Genomic DNA, 16192 nt, shown 5'->3' on the forward strand with positions numbered 1-16192 from the left:
ACCACTCCTGCCGGGGTTGTCACGTGTTTGGCCATTTCCTTGATCGTTTTCGCGCGATCGTTCTTTCAGTCTTGCTGATTTCCTGCTTCGCGCTGCCGGCCTTCGCTGGAACGTTCGAGGACGCGGTCGGCAAATTCGCCAACGACGAGTTTTCCGATACCGAAGAGGCGATCGAGGCGGTCGCAAGCTCGGGCAATCCGCTCGCCTTCCCGATCATCTCCGCGCTCCAGGAAGAGCGGCTGTCGGCCGATCCCGAGAGCAAGAAAGTCTTCATCACGCAGGCCGACGGCAAGATCATCGATGCCGCCACGGGGGCCGCCGTCGACAAGCTGCCGGACAATGCCGCGTCCGTCCGTCTCAACAACCGCCTGCGCCGCACGGTCGAGGCCGCGCTCGGCAGCCTGACGCTGCTCTCGCCGGATCCCGCCAAGCGCGTCGCCGCCGCGCAATCCGTCTTCAAGAGCCATGACGAGAACGCGCTCCCGGTGGTCGAGGGCGCGCTGGCGAAGGAGACCGACAAGGCGGCCAAGGAGGCCTTCACCGAAGCCCGTGCGGCGATCATCCTGTTCAAGTCCGACGCCTCCGACAACGACAAGCTCGAAGCCGTCTCGGTCATCAAGTCGCGCGGTGACCAGGAAGCGCTGGCGCTATTGACCAGCGCGGGCCCTGACCAGCCGCCACTGGTGGCGCAAGCCATCACCGGCGCGATCGCCTCGATCCAGAGCAATCTGGCGATGTGGTCGGCGGTGCAGAATGCCTGGTACGGCCTGTCGCTCGGCTCGGTGCTGCTGCTGGCGGCGATCGGGCTCGCCATCACCTTCGGCGTGATGGGCGTCATCAACATGGCCCATGGCGAGATGGTGATGCTGGGCGCCTACACCACCTTCGTGGTGCAGGAGGTGATCCGCACGCGCTATCCCGGTCTGTTCGACTATTCGCTCTTGATCGCCGTGCCGCTCGCCTTCCTGGTCGCGGGCGGGATCGGCGTCCTGATCGAGCGCAGCATCATCCGCTTCCTCTATGGCCGGCCGCTGGAGACGCTGCTGGCGACCTGGGGCCTGTCGCTGGTGCTGCAGCAGGCGGTGCGCACCGTGTTCGGCCCGACCAACCGCGAGGTCGGCAATCCCTCCTGGATGAGCGGCGCCTTCGAGCTCGGGCAGATCACCATCACCTATAACCGGCTCTGGATCCTCTGCTTCACGCTCGCGGTCTTCGTGATCCTGCTCGCGATGCTGCGCTTCACGACGCTCGGCCTCGAGATGCGCGCGGTGACGCAGAACCGCCGCATGGCGGCCTCGATGGGCATTGCCACCTCACGCGTCGACGCGCTGACCTTCGGCCTCGGTTCGGGGATTGCCGGCATCGCCGGCGTGGCGCTGTCGCAGATCGACAATGTCAGCCCCAATCTCGGCCAGAGCTACATCATCGACAGTTTCATGGTTGTCGTGTTCGGCGGCGTCGGCAATCTCTGGGGTACGCTGGTCGGCGCCTTCACGCTCGGCATCGCCAACAAGTTCCTGGAGCCGGTCGCCGGCGCCGTGCTCGGCAAGATCGCCATCCTGGTGCTGATCATCCTGTTCATCCAGAAGCGGCCGCGCGGGCTGTTCGCGTTGAAAGGGCGGGCGGTGGAAGCATGAGCGCGCACATCCTCACCCGCTCGCTGGACCGCGCTGCGACCGCCTTCGTCCTTATCGTCGCGGCGGTCGGCATCCTGATCCCGCTGTCGAACCTGCTGCTGCCGCAGGGCTCGTTCCTCCAGGTGCCGACCTATCTGGTGGCGCTGTGGGGCAAATATGTCTGCTACGCCATCCTCGCGCTCTCCATCGACCTGATCTGGGGCTATTGCGGCATCCTCTCGCTCGGCCACGGCGCCTTCTTCGCGCTCGGCGGCTACGCCATGGGCATGTACCTGATGCGCCAGATCGGCAGCCGCGGCGTCTATGGCAATCCGCTCCTGCCTGATTTCATGGTGTTCCTGAACTGGGACAAGCTGCCCTGGTACTGGTACGGCTTCGATATGTTCCCCTTCGCGGCGCTGATGGTGCTGCTGGTGCCCGGCTTGCTCGCCTTCTGCTTCGGCTGGCTCGCGTTCCGCTCCCGCGTCACCGGCGTCTATCTCTCGATCATCACGCAGGCAATGACCTATGCGCTCTTGCTCGCCTTCTTCCGCAATGATTTCGGCTTCGGCGGCAATAACGGCCTGACCGACTTCAAGGACATCCTGGGCTTCAATGTCCAGGCCGACGGCACCCGCGCAACTTTGTTCGCGCTGAGCTGCCTGGCACTCATTATCGGCTTCTTGATTTGCCGGGCGATCGTGACCTCGAAACTCGGCAAGGTGCTGATCGCGGTCCGCGACGCCGAAAGCCGCACCCGCTTCCTCGGCTATCGCGTCGAATCCTACAAGCTGTTCGTGTTCACGCTGTCGGCCTGCATGGCCGGCGTCGCCGGCGCACTCTATGTGCCGCAGGTCGGCATCATCAATCCGAGCGAATTCGCGCCGGGCAATTCCATCGAGGCCGTGATCTGGGTCGCGGTCGGCGGCCGCGGCACGCTGGTGGGCGCGGCGCTCGGCGCCGTCGTCGTCAACTATGCCAAGACGTTCTTCACCTCGGGCCCGCTCGCGCCGTACTGGCTGTTCATGCTGGGCGCGCTGTTCATCCTGGTGACGCTGCTGTTGCCCAAGGGCATCGTCGGCACCTTCAATTCCTGGTGGGAGCCATGGAGGGCACAGCGCGTCGCGGCCGCGGAGAGCGCTGCGCGCGAAGACGGCATCACCGAACCCAATCCAGCGGAGTAGACCCATGAACGTAATGGATACCCGCGCCACTTCCGCCATGCTGTATCTCGACGGCGTGCACGTCTCCTTCGACGGCTTCCACGCCATCAACAACCTCTCGCTCGCGCTGGAGCCCGGCGAGATGCGCGCCATCATCGGCCCGAACGGCGCCGGCAAGACCACGATGATGGACATCATCACCGGCAAGACCAAGCCAGATGAAGGCACCGTGCTGTTCGACGGCGTCACCGACCTGACCCGGCTCGACGAGACCCGCATCGCCGAGCTCGGCATCGGTCGCAAATTCCAGAAGCCGACGGTGTTCGAGAGCCAGACCGTGCAGGACAATCTCCTGCTCGCGCTCAATGTCGATCATAGCGTGCGCGGCACGCTGTTCTGGCGCGAGAGCAAGGCCGAGACCGAGCGAATCCAGAAAGTGCTGGAGACCATCCGTCTCACCGACGCGCGCAACCGGCTCGCCGGCAGCCTCAGCCACGGCCAGAAACAGTGGCTCGAGATCGGCATGCTGCTGGCGCAGGATCCGAAACTGCTGCTGGTCGACGAGCCGGTGGCTGGGATGACCGATGTCGAGACCCACCAGACCGCGGAGCTGCTCAAGGAGATCAACAGGGACCACACCATCATGGTGGTCGAGCACGACATGACCTTCGTGCGGGAGCTCGGCGTCAAGGTCACCTGCCTGCATGAAGGCACGGTGCTGGCGGAGGGAAGCATCGACCAGGTGTCTTCCAATGAGCGCGTAGTCGAAGTGTATTTGGGTAGATAGGCGAATAGCGAGTAGCGAATGGCGAATAGGGAGTAGCGAATAGCGCGTAGGGTTCTTCTTCAATCTATTCGCTATTCGCCATTCGCTACTCGCCTACAAAGGTAGTCGGTCGGTCATGTTGAGAGCAGAAAACATCAACCTCTTCTACGGCGCGGCGCAGGCGCTGCGCGGCGTCTCGCTGTTGGCCGAACCCGGCAAGGTCACTTGCGTTCTCGGGCGCAACGGCGTCGGCAAGACCTCGCTGCTGCGCGCGATGGTCGGCCAGTATCCGATCGCGTCAGGCGCGATCGAGTTCGACGGCAGCGACATCACCGGCCTGAAGCCGTATGAGCGCGCGCGGCGCGGCATCGGCTTCGTGCCCCAGGGGCGCGAAATATTTCCGCTGCTTACGGTGGAGGAGAATCTCAAGACCGGCTTCGGCCCGCTCAAGCGCGAGAATCGCTTCATCCCCGACGACGTGTTCTCGCTGTTTCCGGTGCTGCAATCGATGCTCGGCCGCCGCGGCGGCGATCTCTCCGGCGGACAACAACAGCAACTTGCGATCGGCCGCGCGCTGGTGATGCGGCCGAAATTGCTGCTCCTGGACGAGCCGACCGAGGGCATCCAGCCCTCGATCATCAAGGACATCGGCCGCGCCATCTCCTACTTGCGCAATCTCGGCAACATCGCGATCGTGCTGGTCGAGCAATATCTCGATTTCGCCTGCGAACTCGGGGACTCCTTTGCGGTGATGGACCGCGGGGCGGTGAAATATGCCTGTGACCGCTCCAACCTCGATCCCGCTGAAATCTCCCGGCAAATGGCGCTATAAGGGACGCGACCGGCCAAACGGGGGGACGGATGCGCACCGGGAATGCACGCGCTGATGCAGCGACCTTTGCGGCCAACCGCGCCCGCGGCGCGGTGAGGTTTGGCGTGCACGTGCAGGACGGTGTCACCCGCCGCGGAAGCTTGCATGAATCCGGCTCGCTGCGCGTGCGCTTTCCGTCGCCGGAGGGCGAGGGGCTGTCGGCCGTGTTCGTCAATACCGCCGGTGGTGTTGCCGGCGGCGATCGCTTTGACATTGATATTGCGGCCGGCGAGGGCGCGCGGCTGACGTTAACGACGGCCGCCGCCGAGAAGATCTATCGCGCGGCCGGACCGGCCGCACAACTCAACATCGCGCTGAAGGCCGAAGCCGGCTCGCATCTTTCGTGGCTGCCGCAGGAGACCATCCTGTTCGACTGCGCGCGGATTTCGCGGCGAATCGATATTGATCTGGCTGAAGGTGCGTCCCTGCTTCTGTGTGAAATCGTGGTGTTCGGCCGCTCGGCCATGGGCGAGGCCATGCGCCACGGCGAATTCGTCGACCGCTGGCGGATGCGCCGTGGCGGCAGATTGGTGTTTGCCGAGACCATCCGGCTCGACGGCAATATCGGCGAGAAGCTCGCCCGATCAGCAGTCGCCAATGGTGGCGTCGCCATCGGCACCGCGCTGATCGTGCCCGGCGATCAGGCGGTCGTGGAGCGTATACGTGAGGCGCAAGATTCCTTCCGTGGTGAAGTCGGCATCTCCTGCTGGAATGGGTTTGCAATGGCGCGCTTCTGTGCCCAAGATGCGATGAGGCTGCGTGCCGACATGATGACGGTGCTCGGCCGCGCCTCTGCCGTCCCGCTGCCGAGGCTGTGGCTCAACTAGATCATTCGAAAACCATCAGAGTGCTCGCATGAATTTGTCTCCCCGCGAAAAGGACAAGCTCCTGGTCTCGATGGCCGCCATGGTGGCGCGCCGCAGGCTCGAGCGCGGCGTCAAGCTGAACCATCCTGAGGCCATCGCCCTGATCACGGACTTCATCGTCGAAGGGGCGCGGGATGGCCGCACGGTCGCTGACCTGATGCAGGCGGGCGCTCAGGTCCTGACCCGTTCGCAGGTGATGGCGGGAATTCCGGAGATGATCCACGACATCCAGGTGGAGGCGACATTTCCGGACGGGACAAAACTCGTCACCGTGCACGAGCCGATCCGGTAAGGAGCGCAACATGATCCCCGGCGAACTCTTCATCCAGGACGGCGAGATCGAGCTCAATGCCGGCCGCAAGACCGTGACGCTCACCGTCGCCAACACCGGCGACCGCCCGATCCAGGTCGGCTCGCACTACCATTTCTTCGAGACCAACCCGGCGCTCAAATTCGACCGCAAAAAAGCCCGCGGCATGCGCCTCGACATCGCCGCCGGCACCGCGGTGCGTTTCGAGCCCGGCCAGACCCGCGACGTCCAGCTCGTCGCCCTCGCGGGCAAACGCGTCATCCACGGCTTCCGCGGCGAGGTGCAGGGCAAGTTGTGATCCGTCAAGGCCGCGCCGTGATCCTTCGTGAGATGAGCACGATTGTCTGGCTTCCTTCCCCTTTGCGGGGGAGGGAACGGAGAGAGCGGCGCGTGGGGAACGAAGCGCGCGGGGTGCAGTTGGGGGCCGACAAGGAGGTTCATGTCATGCTGCAGCCAATTCGCCTCGTCTCCGAAGCCGCTGAACTCGCGGCGCGCCGCCACAACGGTATGGCGCGCAAGGGCCGCGGCAACGAGCCCTACATCAACCACCTCGCCGAGGTCGCAAACCTGCTCGCAACAGCGACCGATGGCGCAGACGCCGAGCTCGTGGCGGCCGGCTGGCTGCACGACACGGTCGAGGACACCGACACCACGCGCGAGGAGCTCGTGCAGAAATTCAGCGAGCGCGTCGCCGCGCTGGTGGTCGAGGTGACCGACGACATGTCGCTTCCCAAGCCGCAGCGCCGTCAAAGGCAGATCGAGGACGCCCCGCACAAATCGTCCGCCGCCAAGATGATCAAGATCGCCGACAAGATCAGCAACATCCGCGCGCGCATCGTGCCGAATCCGAGCAACGACGAGCGCGACGATCTCGCTGACTACACCGCCTGGGCCGAGAAAGTCGTTGCGGGATGCCGAGGCGTCAGTGCGGCGCTCGATGCGAAGTTCGATGAGACCGCCAAAGCCGCCAAAAGCGCGCTTTGAGACAAGGGAAATGGGGGGCTCACAGTGTCCGTGAAGATCAAACGTTCCGTTTATGCCGACATGTTCGGGCCCACCACCGGCGATCGTGTGCGGCTCGCTGACACCGATCTCGTCATCGAGGTCGAGAAGGATTTCACCACCTATGGCGAGGAGGTGAAGTTCGGTGGCGGCAAGGTGATCCGCGACGGGATGGGGCAGTCGCAGGTGACGAACCGGCAGGGCGCGGCCGACACCGTCATCACCAACGCGCTGATCGTCGACCACTGGGGCATCGTGAAGGCCGACGTCGCGATCAAGGAGGGCATGATCTCCGCGATCGGCAAGGCCGGCAATCCCGACATCCAGCCCAATGTCGACATCATCATCGGCCCCGGCACCGACGTGATCGCGGGCGAGGGCAAGATCCTCACCGCCGGGGGATTCGACAGCCACATCCATTTCATCTGCCCGCAGCAGATCGAGCACGCGCTGATGTCTGGCGTCACCTCGATGTTAGGCGGCGGCACAGGCCCCTCGCACGGCACCTTTGCGACCACATGCACGCCGGGGCCGTGGCACATGGGCCGGATGATCCAGTCGTTCGATGCCTTCCCGGTCAATCTCGGCATTTCCGGCAAGGGCAACGCCTCGCGGCCGGCGGCGCTGGTTGAGATGATCAAGGGCGGCGCCTGCGCGTTGAAGTTGCATGAGGACTGGGGCACGACGCCGGCGGCGATCGACAACTGCCTTTCGGTCGCCGACGATCACGACATCCAGGTGATGATCCACACCGACACGCTGAACGAATCCGGCTTCGTCGAGGATACGGTGAAGGCGTTCAAGGGCCGCACTATTCATGCCTTCCACACCGAGGGCGCCGGCGGCGGCCACGCCCCTGACATCATCAAGATCGCCGGCCTGAAGAACGTGCTGCCGTCCTCGACCAACCCGACGCGCCCGTTCACGCGCAACACCATCGACGAGCATCTGGACATGCTGATGGTGTGCCACCATCTCGACCCCTCGATCGCCGAGGACCTCGCCTTCGCCGAAAGCCGCATCCGCAAGGAGACCATCGCGGCGGAAGACATCCTGCACGATCTCGGCGCGCTCTCGATGATGTCCTCGGATTCGCAGGCGATGGGGCGCCTCGGTGAAGTCATCATCCGCACCTGGCAGACCGCCGACAAGATGAAGAAGCAGCGCGGGTCGCTGCCCGAGGAGAAGGGCAACAACGACAATTTCCGCGTCAAGCGCTACATCGCCAAATACACCATCAACCCCGCGATCGCGCATGGCGTCTCGAAGCTGATCGGCTCGGTGGAGAAGGGCAAGCTTGCCGACCTTGTGCTGTGGTCGCCCGCATTCTTTGGCGCCAAGCCGGACCTGATCATCAAGGGCGGCTCCATCGTGGCGGCGCCCATGGGCGATCCCAACGCCTCGATCCCGACCCCGCAGCCGGTGCATTACCAGCCGATGTTTGCGGCGTACGGAAAATCGCTCACCGCATCCTCGGTGGTCTTCACGTCCAAGGCGGCGGTTGCCGGCGGGCTGGCGCGCAAGCTCGGCATCGACAAGAAGCTCTATGCGGTCCAGAACACCCGCGGCAAGATCTCCAAGAAGAGCATGATCCATAACGACGCCACGCCCAGGATCGAGGTCGATTCGGAGACCTATGAGGTGCGCGCCGACGGTGAGCTTCTGACCTGTGCCCCTGCCGAGGTGCTGCCGCTGGCGCAGCGCTATTTCATGTTCTAAAACCTCTCCCGGCAGTCATGCCCAGAACCAAAACCGGGAGGAAATTCCGTGATTTACGTCGTTGCCACACTGACCATCAAGCCTGAGACTCGCGCCGAATTCATTGCGGCGGCCACCGCCTGCATCAAGGAGACGCGGAAGGAGCCCGGCAATATCGCCTACGACCTGCACGAGAGCGTCACCGATCCGAGCAGGATGGTGTTCGTCGAGCAGTGGGAAAATGCCGAGGCGCTGGTGCCGCACCGCACCGCCGACCACATGAAGACCTTCGGCCGCGTCGCGGTGAAGTGTTTCTCGGCGCCGCCGAAGATCGAGGTGATCACGCCCGAGAAGGTCGAAGTCCGCTAAGAGAGTAGGCCACATGATCCGCGCGACGTCCGTCAAACCGCAACATCGCTGGAACGAGCCGGCGGCCGATACGGTGGTGCTCGATTTCGACGACCGCCACCGCCGGCGGATGGCGATGACGGGCACGCGCGGATTGGAATTCCTGCTCGATCTCGAGAATGCGATCGCGCTGCGCGGCGGCGACGCGCTGGTGCTGGAAGATGGGCGGCTGGTCGAGGTGGTCGCTGCGCCCGAGCCGCTGCTGGAGATCCGCTGCGCTGACCCGCACCATCTGATCCGCGTCGCCTGGCATCTCGGCAACCGCCATCTGCCGACGCAGATCATGAAGAAGGGTCTGCGCATCCGCCGCGACCACGTCATCGAGGCGATGGTGAAGGGGCTGGGTGCGCACGTGATCGAGATCGAGGCGCCATTCGATCCCGAAGGCGGTGCCTATGCCGGCCATGCGCATGAAGGCGAGTTGGCCACGCATCACCACACCGGCCACGACCATGCGCATCATCATGGTCACGGTCATGATGATCACCACCATCACGGTAATCACGATCACCATCACCACGACGAGCATTGCGACCACGACCATCACCACCATCATGACCACTCCCATGCTCATGACCACAAATGAGCCGCCGCGCAGCGAGGCGTGGGGCGGGATGACGGAGAGCGAGGCGGCCTCGCTCTACCGCTTGATGACGTGGCTGTCGCCGGCGTTTCCGGTCGGGGCCTTCTCCTATTCCAGTGGCATCGAATGGGCGGTCGAGGCCGGCGACATCAAGGATGCCGCTTCGATGCGCGGCTGGCTGGCCGCGATGCTGAGCGACGGCAGTGGTTTCTGCGACGGCGTGTTCCTCGCCCAGACGCATCAGGCGACCATGGAGCACGACCTTGCAAGACTGCGCGACGTCGCCGAGCTTGCTGCGGCCTTCGTGCCGTCGCGCGAGCGCCAGCTCGAGACCACCACGCAGGGCCGCGCCTTCATCGACACCGCGCGGGCCGCCTGGCCTTCGCCCGGCCTCGACGAGTTCATCGCCGCCTGCGACGGCGCGATCGTCTATCCCGTCGCGGTCGGCCTGGTCAGCGCCGTGCACGACATTCCGCTTGCGCCAGTGCTGCACGGGTTCTTCCATGCGGTGGTCTCGAACTGGATCTCCGCCGGCGCCCGCCTGATCCCGCTCGGCCAGACCGACAGCCAGCGGGTGCTCGCCGCTCTCGAACCGGTGGTCAATGCGACTGCGACCCGCGCGCGCGACGCCTCGCTCGACGATCTCGGCAGCGCCACCTTCCGCGCCGATCTCGCAAGCCTGCGCCACGAGACGCAATATACGAGGCTGTTCCGGTCATGACGTCTCCGTCGTCCCCGCTCGCTCCGTCGTCCCCGCCTAGGGCGCAATTGCGCCCGGGAGCGGGGACCCATAACCACAACGTCCCGCCGTCATTGCGAGCGATGCGAAGCAATCCATGCCTCAGCAAGGGGCGCGATGGATTGCTTCGCTTCGCTCGCAATGACAGGGAAAGAGCGGCGCCTGGTTTGGTGTCGCGGAAGGCGTCGGCCATCTCACGTCACGGATAAGTCACGCGGTATGGGGCCCGGCCTTCGCCGGGACGACGCTTAAGAGGATTGGCTCACATGGCATCTTCTCACGGCCCGCTTCGCGTCGGCGTCGGTGGTCCGGTCGGATCCGGCAAGACCGCGCTGATGGATCTGCTCTGCAAATCGATGCGCGAGCGCTACGACATCGCTGCGATCACCAACGACATCTACACCAAATGGGACGCCGAGTTCCTGGTGCGCTCGGGCTCGCTGACGCCGGACCGCATCGCCGGTGTCGAGACCGGCGGCTGTCCGCACACCGCGATACGCGAGGATGCCTCGATGAATCTGGCGGCGATCGCCGACATGCGCGCGAAATTCCCGGGCCTCGATCTCGTGCTGATCGAATCCGGCGGCGACAACCTCGCCGCAACTTTTTCGCCGGAGCTTGCCGACCTCACGATCTATGTCATCGACGTCGCCGCCGGCGACAAGATCCCGTCCAAGGGCGGCCCCGGCATCACCCGCTCCGACCTGCTCGTGATCAACAAGATCGACCTCGCACCCCATGTCGGCGCGTCGCTCGAGAAGATGGAGACCGATGCGAAGCGGATGCGCGGTGAGCGTCCCTTCGTCATGACCAACCTGAAGAAGAGCGATGGGCTGGAGCGCATCATCGCCTTCATCGAGGCCAAAGGCGGCCTGCGCCCGAAAGCCTCTGCCAGCGCAAAGGCGGGTTGAATCGTTTGTTAATATGATATCCGATTTGTTAATATTTTGATGCCGGCGAGGCACGCCGCTCTGTTCAAAGCTTGATGCGCGCACCTCTTCTCAAGCGGAAGAAGTGAGGCAATGGCGGGGTGCGACGAAATATTCCATGCCGCAATGGGAACAAAATCCAGCCACTCCGATTAGCCAACTCTGACGCTGGTTTCGCCCGCCGGCGCCAGCCGTCGTTCACGTTAATTGCTGCCTTCCGTTGCGTACCGATGATCGCCACTCCATATTCCGCCCCGGTTGGCGTTCACCCCGTATCCAATCGTTGCCGCCCCCGCAGACCTCAGATGTCCGCTGTTCATCTTCGCCAACCCGCAGTCTCCGAGTAACAGCGTGGTCCGGCTGGGTTTTATTATCGCCTTCATTGCGCTGATCGGGGTGCTGCTCTCCGGTCTTGCGGCCTATCGCGTGCACGAGCAGGAGCTGACGCTCGACGGCATCGCGCTGGCGCGAGCGATCGATGTTCACGCGAGCCTGGTGCAGGACCGGCTGACCGAGCGCGAATTGCTTGCTCGCGTCTCCTCAGGCCTGTTTCGCGCGCCGTCGGTGGTGAAGGCCGACATGCTGCAGCCGCTGCGCTCCTCGATCTATGCCTTCAAGACCGATTTCGTGATTGCCGCCTGGATCGCGCGCCTCAGGCCCGACGAACTCGTGGCGGCCGAGCAGGAGCTGAAGAAGGCCGGCTTCCCCAATCCGACCATCCGCGACTTCGACGACCAGCCCCTCGATATCAAGACGATCGACAGGCCCCTCAACGTGATGATGGACCTGGAGCCGCGGACGCCGGAGACCATCATCCTGCCGGGCCGCAGCTTCGACCACCATTCCGTGATCGGGCCGATGCTGGCGCAGGCGATGGCGGACGGCAAGCCGGTGGCCTCGGATCCGATTCCGCTGTTGCGCCAGAACGGGCCGATCGGGGTCGCGCTCGCCGCGCCGGTGTTTCAGCAGGGGGCCTCCGAGCCGGCAGGGTTTGTCACATTTTCGTATGAGCTCGGGCCGTTGATGCTCGCGAATGACGATATGTCGCTGTTCTCGGTGGTGCTGAAGGACCCGCGCGATTCCAACGACGAGCTGGTCGCCAACGATCAGGGCGTCATCACCTCGCGCGCGGTGCGGCCGGATGGGCCGGCGCCGTCGATGGTCCGGACGGTGACGTTCGGCGGCCGCGACTGGTCGCTCGCTTATTACGCCAAGACCTCCGCGGCCGCGCGGGCCAACCAGACTGCGGCGATCGTGGCGGCGATCGGCCTCGCGCTGACCGGCATCGTCTGCGGCCTGTTCGGCTATGTCGCCTACAACAACCTTCGGCTCAGCCGCGAGATCGAGGTGAGGATCGGGTTCGAGCGGAGACTCACTGCTGTCATCGACGAGCTCAACCATCGGGTCAAGAACATCCTGGCCGTGATCCAGTCGATCGTCACCCGCACGCTGCGCCATGGCTCGGACGTCGATGTCGCGCGCGAACTTTTGATCGGACGCATCCACGCCATGTCGAACGTGGTCACGCTGCTCAGCGAGAGCCAGTGGCAGGGCGTGAAGCTGAAAGGATTGTTCGAGGCCCGCGCGATCCCGCATGCCGAGCGCATCGCGATTTCCGGCCCCGATATAGCGGTCAGCGCGCGCGCCGCGCAGTCGCTGTCGCTGTTGTTCTTCGAGCTCGCCTCGCATTCCGACGAGGGCCTGTCCCTGGTCGGCAAGCATCCGCACATCGTCGCGAACTGGGAAGTCAACGGCAAGGAGTCGGAGGCTATCTTTCATTTCCGCTGGGAGGAGTTCAACACCAGCGAAGCCACTCGGCGCCCGGATTCCGATTTCGGCCTGATCCTGCTCGACCGCGTCGCTCCCGAAGCACTCGGCGGGACGGCGAAACGCTACTTCACCGACATCAGCTACGTCTACGAACTCACCGCGCCGATGGAGACCGTCGTCGACATGAACGAGCGCGACCGCACCGAGAAGTTCTCGGCGCCAGTCCGGCCGGCGCGCTGAACGCGTGATTGCGAGCGAAGCGAAGCAATCCATAGCGCCGCTTGCTGAGGCATGGATTGCTTCGCTTCGCTCGCAATGACGGTGGGTGCGGCACGGCGTAGCAGTTGCGTCGTCGCGTAGGGTGGGCAAAGGCGAAGCCGTGCCCACCATCCACGGGCGGTGCAAGATCCACGAGCGGTGCAAGAGAAGGTGGGCACGCTACGCTTTGCCCACCTTACGCGCTGCTCTCGCCGTCATTGCCGGGCTTGACCCGGCAATCCATTTCTCAGGAAAATCGCTTTTCCAGGATGGATGGATGCGCGGGTCGAGCCCGCGCATGACGATCAAGAGTTGGCGAGCGTCAGCCGCCGTTGCCGCCGATCACGGCGCGCACGGTATCATCAGGGCCGAAATCTTCCGCGCCTTCGACATAGAGCAATGCGCTCAGTTTCGATCGCGCGCGGTTGACGCGGCTCTTGATGGTGCCGACGGCACAGCCGCAGATCGCAGCCGCATCCTCGTACGAGAAGCCGGAAGCGCCGACCAGGATCAGGGCTTCACGCTGGTCTTGCGGCAGTTTGTCGAGTGCTGCGCGAAACTCCTCGAACTCCAGATGCGCGTTCTGCGCAGGCTGTGTTTTCAGCGTCTTGGCATAGTTGCCCTCGGCATCCTCCACCTCGCGCCGCCGCTTGCGATAGTCTGAGCGAAACAGGTTGCGCAGGATGGTGAACAGCCACGCCGGAAGATTCGAGCCGGGCTGAAACGAGTCGATGTTGGCGATTGCGCGCAACAAGGTCTCCTGCACCAAGTCGTCGGCGCGGTCACCATTGCCGGAGAGCGAAATCGCGAACGCGCGTAGGCTTGGCACCGACGCCAAAATATCGTCGCGAAGTTGGTCGGTGAGAGGCATTAGTCCCTCCCGTCATTTTTTGCAGCTTGCTGCTCGTCAGTTTCTGCCAAATGCTTGGCGACCTCCGCGGGATCATCGAGTTTGCGGATAAGCTCCGCAAAGCGGTCCGGCACCCCCTGTCGCACCACATCATCGTACATGGCGCGAAGCTGGTGGCCGATTCTCGATTGGATCTCAGCGTTGAGACCGCCCTGCTTCTTGGTTTCCTTCATGATCTGATCCACGTTTCCCCGAGAGGTTAAGTCCCTGTGTTTCAAGCAGTTTCCTCGAAATTTCGGTCTTGGCCGCGTTTGCTGTCGGTCGTACGCTAATGCGAAGTTCGGCCGAAAGTTCCGAATGTCCGGAACTTTTTGTGGAACTTTATCGAGGCTCAGGCGTAGTCCGGACGTAATAACTTACGGGGAGGCCGGGTCGCCCCACGGACGGATGTGCCGGCCCGACAGATACAAGGCGTTTCAGGCACTTGCCTCAAACACAAGGATGGAGTGGGAATGTCCCGATCGCAGCTCGTTGCTGAACACTTGCCATTGTTGCGGCGCTATGCCCGCGCACTGACCGGAAACCAGGCGTCGGGCGACGCCTATGTCGCGGCCATGCTGGAGGCCCTGCTTCAGGACCCCGCGCTTCTGGATGAAACCCACGGGCCGCGCGCCGGCCTGTTCCGGCTGTTCACCCAGATCTGGAATTCGGTCTCGATCAACGACAACGCCGACGTGGCGACGTTGGCGTTGCCGCCGGAACGCCGGCTTTCCAACATCACGCCGCTGCCGCGGCAGGCCTTCCTCCTGCTGTCGCTGGAGGGCTTCTCGGAAGAGGAGGTGGCCTACATCCTCAACACCGACATCGCCGAGACGCGCAAGCTCACCGACGCTGCCGGCCGTGAGATGGCCGCCGAGATCGCGACCGACGTCCTGATCATCGAGGATGAGACCTTCATCGCGATGGATCTGGAAAGCCTCGTGCGAAATCTCGGCCACAACGTGATTGGCGTCGCCCGCACCCATTCGGATGCGGTGGCGCTCGCCAAGAACAAGAAGCCCGGCCTGATCCTCGCCGACATCCAGCTCGCCGACGGCTCGTCCGGTCTTGATGCGGTGAATGAGCTATTGCGCGTGTTCGAGGTACCGGTGGTGTTCATCACCGCCTATCCCGAACGCTTCCTGACCGGCGAACGTCCGGAGCCGGCGTTCCTGATCTCGAAGCCATTCCAGCCCGCGATGGTCTCGGCCGTTGCGAGCCAGGCGCTGTTCTTCCAGCGCAATTCGCGCAACCGCGCGCCGCGCGCCGCCTCGGCGTGAACTGACGCTCTGGCTAAGTGGATTGATCCGGCGTGCCGTATGGCGCGCCGGATTTTTCTTGCGCTGAAATAGCCGCGAGCTCGTCGCTCGGCCTGAGGGAAGCTGCCGCGATAGCGCTGACACTCGGCGGCGTCACGCTGGCATTGCAGAAACCATGACCCCGACAAAAAAGTAGAGCGCGACCGGCATCACCACGGTCGCGCCCTACGTCGCCGGTCAATGGGGCAGGGGGAATAACCGGCTGCCAGAACGACGCGGAGCGCGAAGAAACGTTCCGAAATTTCGAAAATAATTTTGAACACGGTTAAGTGATCCGAAGACATACGAACGGGGGGGCTTTGTTCGAGTTGTGTTCGTGATCGCCATGGGGCGAGGGATAAATCGCCATGTCACAGATATTGAAGGGAATTTTAGGCACGCTCGCTGTTTCCTTGACGTTCGGCGCCGTGCAGTTTGCCTCCGGGCATGATCTCATCGGAGGCCAGAGCCTCATCACCTCCACCAAGGCGGAAAACGAAGTCAACCGTGCCGCGAAGGCCGACCGGGCGACAGTCCCGGCAACCGGCGGCAAGACCGAAACCATTTCGCTGAAGCTCGACAGCCTGGCCGAGACCTCGGTCGTGATCCGCGTGCCCGTGGTCCGGAACGAGGCGCGCAGCCGTCCGAAGCCGCCCGAACTGATCAAATCCGGCGAGCGCAGGATGAGCGCCTGCGAGCCCGTGGTAAGCGTGCTGACCGAAGTGGCAAAGCGTCTGCAGCCCGGCCGCTGCGTCACCTGAGCTGATCGTTCGTTCTCTCTCATTAATCCACCGTCATGCCCCGCCACCGGGTCTCCCCTTCGGCGAGCCCGATGACAGGCTCCTGCGCGGCATCCAGCATCCGGCGGCCTCTTAACTTAAACTCAGACGCGCCTGGAATACTGGGTCGTCCGGTCAAGCCTGACGATGACAGCGGAGAAGCTATTTGAGATTTGAATCAGAACGTCCCTGGCTTGCGCGCCGCGGCGAAGCCTTTGCGTAGCCCTGGGGACGACGGCTGCCGCGG

At 63.8% G+C, this 16192-nt stretch carries 18 protein-coding genes; 16 read left to right on the forward strand and 2 right to left on the reverse strand.

Annotated features, from left to right (window positions below):
- The first annotated feature begins 23 nt into the window (after positions 1 to 23).
- The 14 genes from urtB (at position 24) to K288_RS0109000 (ending at position 12961) form a co-directional block, all read left to right on the forward strand.
- Positions 24 to 1637, forward strand: coding sequence for an urea ABC transporter permease subunit UrtB (gene urtB / locus K288_RS0108935; RefSeq protein WP_084799524.1), 1614 nt, complete (start codon positions 24 to 26; stop codon positions 1635 to 1637).
- Positions 1634 to 2800 (forward strand): urea ABC transporter permease subunit UrtC, encoded by a 1167-nt coding sequence (gene urtC, locus K288_RS0108940; RefSeq protein ID WP_027579230.1) that lies wholly within the window; start codon positions 1634 to 1636, stop codon positions 2798 to 2800. Before urtB ends, urtC begins: the two co-directional genes overlap by 4 nt.
- A 4-nt stretch (positions 2801 to 2804) precedes the next feature.
- Positions 2805 to 3566: an urea ABC transporter ATP-binding protein UrtD gene (urtD, locus tag K288_RS0108945; protein ID WP_027579231.1), complete on the forward strand. Its 762-nt coding sequence runs from the start codon at positions 2805 to 2807 to the stop codon at positions 3564 to 3566.
- A gap of 115 nt (positions 3567 to 3681) precedes the next feature.
- Positions 3682 to 4377 (forward strand): urea ABC transporter ATP-binding subunit UrtE, encoded by a 696-nt coding sequence (urtE, locus tag K288_RS0108950; RefSeq protein WP_027579232.1) that lies wholly within the window; start codon positions 3682 to 3684, stop codon positions 4375 to 4377.
- Between the two features lie 29 nt (positions 4378 to 4406).
- Positions 4407 to 5243 carry an urease accessory protein UreD gene (locus tag K288_RS0108955; RefSeq protein WP_027579233.1) on the forward strand — a complete coding sequence of 279 codons (837 nt, stop codon included), beginning with the start codon at positions 4407 to 4409 and terminating at the stop codon, positions 5241 to 5243.
- 28 nt (positions 5244 to 5271) lie between these two features.
- Positions 5272 to 5574, forward strand: a complete 303-nt coding sequence (locus tag K288_RS0108960) for an urease subunit gamma (RefSeq protein WP_027579234.1) — start codon at positions 5272 to 5274, stop codon at positions 5572 to 5574.
- Positions 5575 to 5584: 10 nt separating this feature from the next.
- Positions 5585 to 5890, forward strand: a complete 306-nt coding sequence (locus tag K288_RS0108965) for an urease subunit beta (protein WP_027579235.1) — start codon at positions 5585 to 5587, stop codon at positions 5888 to 5890.
- A gap of 146 nt (positions 5891 to 6036) precedes the next feature.
- Positions 6037 to 6576: an HD domain-containing protein gene (locus K288_RS0108970; protein ID WP_027579236.1), complete on the forward strand. Its 540-nt coding sequence runs from the start codon at positions 6037 to 6039 to the stop codon at positions 6574 to 6576.
- Positions 6577 to 6600: 24 nt separating this feature from the next.
- A complete protein-coding gene (ureC, locus tag K288_RS0108975) occupies positions 6601 to 8313 on the forward strand; it encodes an urease subunit alpha (protein ID WP_027579237.1) in 1713 nt (570 codons plus the stop codon).
- Positions 8314 to 8361: 48 nt separating this feature from the next.
- The gene (locus K288_RS0108980; RefSeq protein WP_027579238.1) at positions 8362 to 8661 is read left to right on the forward strand and encodes a putative quinol monooxygenase; all 300 of its coding nucleotides are present in this window, start codon (positions 8362 to 8364) and stop codon (positions 8659 to 8661) included.
- A 13-nt stretch (positions 8662 to 8674) separates the two neighbouring features.
- Positions 8675 to 9286, forward strand: a complete 612-nt coding sequence (locus K288_RS0108985; protein WP_027579239.1) for an urease accessory protein UreE — start codon at positions 8675 to 8677, stop codon at positions 9284 to 9286.
- Positions 9267 to 10004: an urease accessory protein UreF gene (locus K288_RS0108990; protein ID WP_043159525.1), complete on the forward strand. Its 738-nt coding sequence runs from the start codon at positions 9267 to 9269 to the stop codon at positions 10002 to 10004. The genes K288_RS0108985 and K288_RS0108990 overlap by 20 nt, the downstream gene beginning before the upstream one ends.
- Positions 10005 to 10288: 284 nt before the next feature.
- A complete protein-coding gene (gene ureG / locus K288_RS0108995; protein ID WP_027579241.1) occupies positions 10289 to 10933 on the forward strand; it encodes an urease accessory protein UreG in 645 nt (214 codons plus the stop codon).
- 369 nt (positions 10934 to 11302) lie between these two features.
- Positions 11303 to 12961, forward strand: coding sequence for an HWE histidine kinase domain-containing protein (locus K288_RS0109000; protein WP_027579242.1), 1659 nt, complete (start codon positions 11303 to 11305; stop codon positions 12959 to 12961).
- Positions 12962 to 13301: 340 nt separating this feature from the next.
- Here K288_RS0109000 and K288_RS0109005 read toward each other — a convergent pair whose 3' ends face one another.
- Both K288_RS0109005 and K288_RS0109010 read right to left on the reverse strand, forming a co-directional pair.
- Entirely contained in the window at positions 13302 to 13850 is a 549-nt protein-coding gene (locus K288_RS0109005) for a sigma-70 family RNA polymerase sigma factor (protein WP_027579243.1), read from the reverse strand.
- Entirely contained in the window at positions 13850 to 14062 is a 213-nt protein-coding gene (locus K288_RS0109010; protein WP_027579244.1) for a NepR family anti-sigma factor, read from the reverse strand. Before K288_RS0109010 ends, K288_RS0109005 begins: the two co-directional genes overlap by 1 nt.
- Positions 14063 to 14341: 279 nt before the next feature.
- Between K288_RS0109010 and K288_RS0109015 the strand changes: the two genes are divergently transcribed.
- Entirely contained in the window at positions 14342 to 15148 is an 807-nt protein-coding gene (locus K288_RS0109015) for a response regulator (RefSeq protein WP_027579245.1), read from the forward strand.
- 386 nt (positions 15149 to 15534) lie between these two features.
- Entirely contained in the window at positions 15535 to 15927 is a 393-nt protein-coding gene (locus K288_RS0109020; RefSeq protein WP_027579246.1) for a hypothetical protein, read from the forward strand.
- Positions 15928 to 16192 lie beyond the last annotated feature (265 nt).

The organism is Bradyrhizobium sp. Ai1a-2 (genome assembly GCF_000426245.1).
Taxonomy (GTDB): Bacteria; Pseudomonadota; Alphaproteobacteria; order Rhizobiales; family Xanthobacteraceae; genus Bradyrhizobium.

Bases quoted from the DNA above. Each gene is read 5' to 3' on its own strand.
- urtC (WP_027579230.1), top strand. From the start codon at position 1,634: ATGAGCGCGCACATCCTCACCCGCTCGCTGGACCGCGCTGCGACCGCC.
- urtD (WP_027579231.1), top strand. From the start codon at position 2,805: ATGAACGTAATGGATACCCGCGCCACTTCCGCCATGCTGTATCTCGAC.
- urtE (WP_027579232.1), top strand. From the start codon at position 3,682: ATGTTGAGAGCAGAAAACATCAACCTCTTCTACGGCGCGGCGCAGGCG.
- K288_RS0108955 (WP_027579233.1), top strand. From the start codon at position 4,407: ATGCGCACCGGGAATGCACGCGCTGATGCAGCGACCTTTGCGGCCAAC.
- K288_RS0108960 (WP_027579234.1), top strand. From the start codon at position 5,272: ATGAATTTGTCTCCCCGCGAAAAGGACAAGCTCCTGGTCTCGATGGCC.
- K288_RS0108965 (WP_027579235.1), top strand. From the start codon at position 5,585: ATGATCCCCGGCGAACTCTTCATCCAGGACGGCGAGATCGAGCTCAAT.
- K288_RS0108970 (WP_027579236.1), top strand. From the start codon at position 6,037: ATGCTGCAGCCAATTCGCCTCGTCTCCGAAGCCGCTGAACTCGCGGCG.
- K288_RS0108985 (WP_027579239.1), top strand. From the start codon at position 8,675: ATGATCCGCGCGACGTCCGTCAAACCGCAACATCGCTGGAACGAGCCG.
- K288_RS0108990 (WP_043159525.1), top strand. From the start codon at position 9,267: ATGCTCATGACCACAAATGAGCCGCCGCGCAGCGAGGCGTGGGGCGGG.
- ureG (WP_027579241.1), top strand. From the start codon at position 10,289: ATGGCATCTTCTCACGGCCCGCTTCGCGTCGGCGTCGGTGGTCCGGTC.
- K288_RS0109005 (WP_027579243.1), bottom strand. From the start codon at position 13,850: ATGCCTCTCACCGACCAACTTCGCGACGATATTTTGGCGTCGGTGCCA.
- K288_RS0109010 (WP_027579244.1), bottom strand. From the start codon at position 14,062: ATGAAGGAAACCAAGAAGCAGGGCGGTCTCAACGCTGAGATCCAATCG.
- K288_RS0109015 (WP_027579245.1), top strand. From the start codon at position 14,342: ATGTCCCGATCGCAGCTCGTTGCTGAACACTTGCCATTGTTGCGGCGC.
- K288_RS0109020 (WP_027579246.1), top strand. From the start codon at position 15,535: ATGTCACAGATATTGAAGGGAATTTTAGGCACGCTCGCTGTTTCCTTG.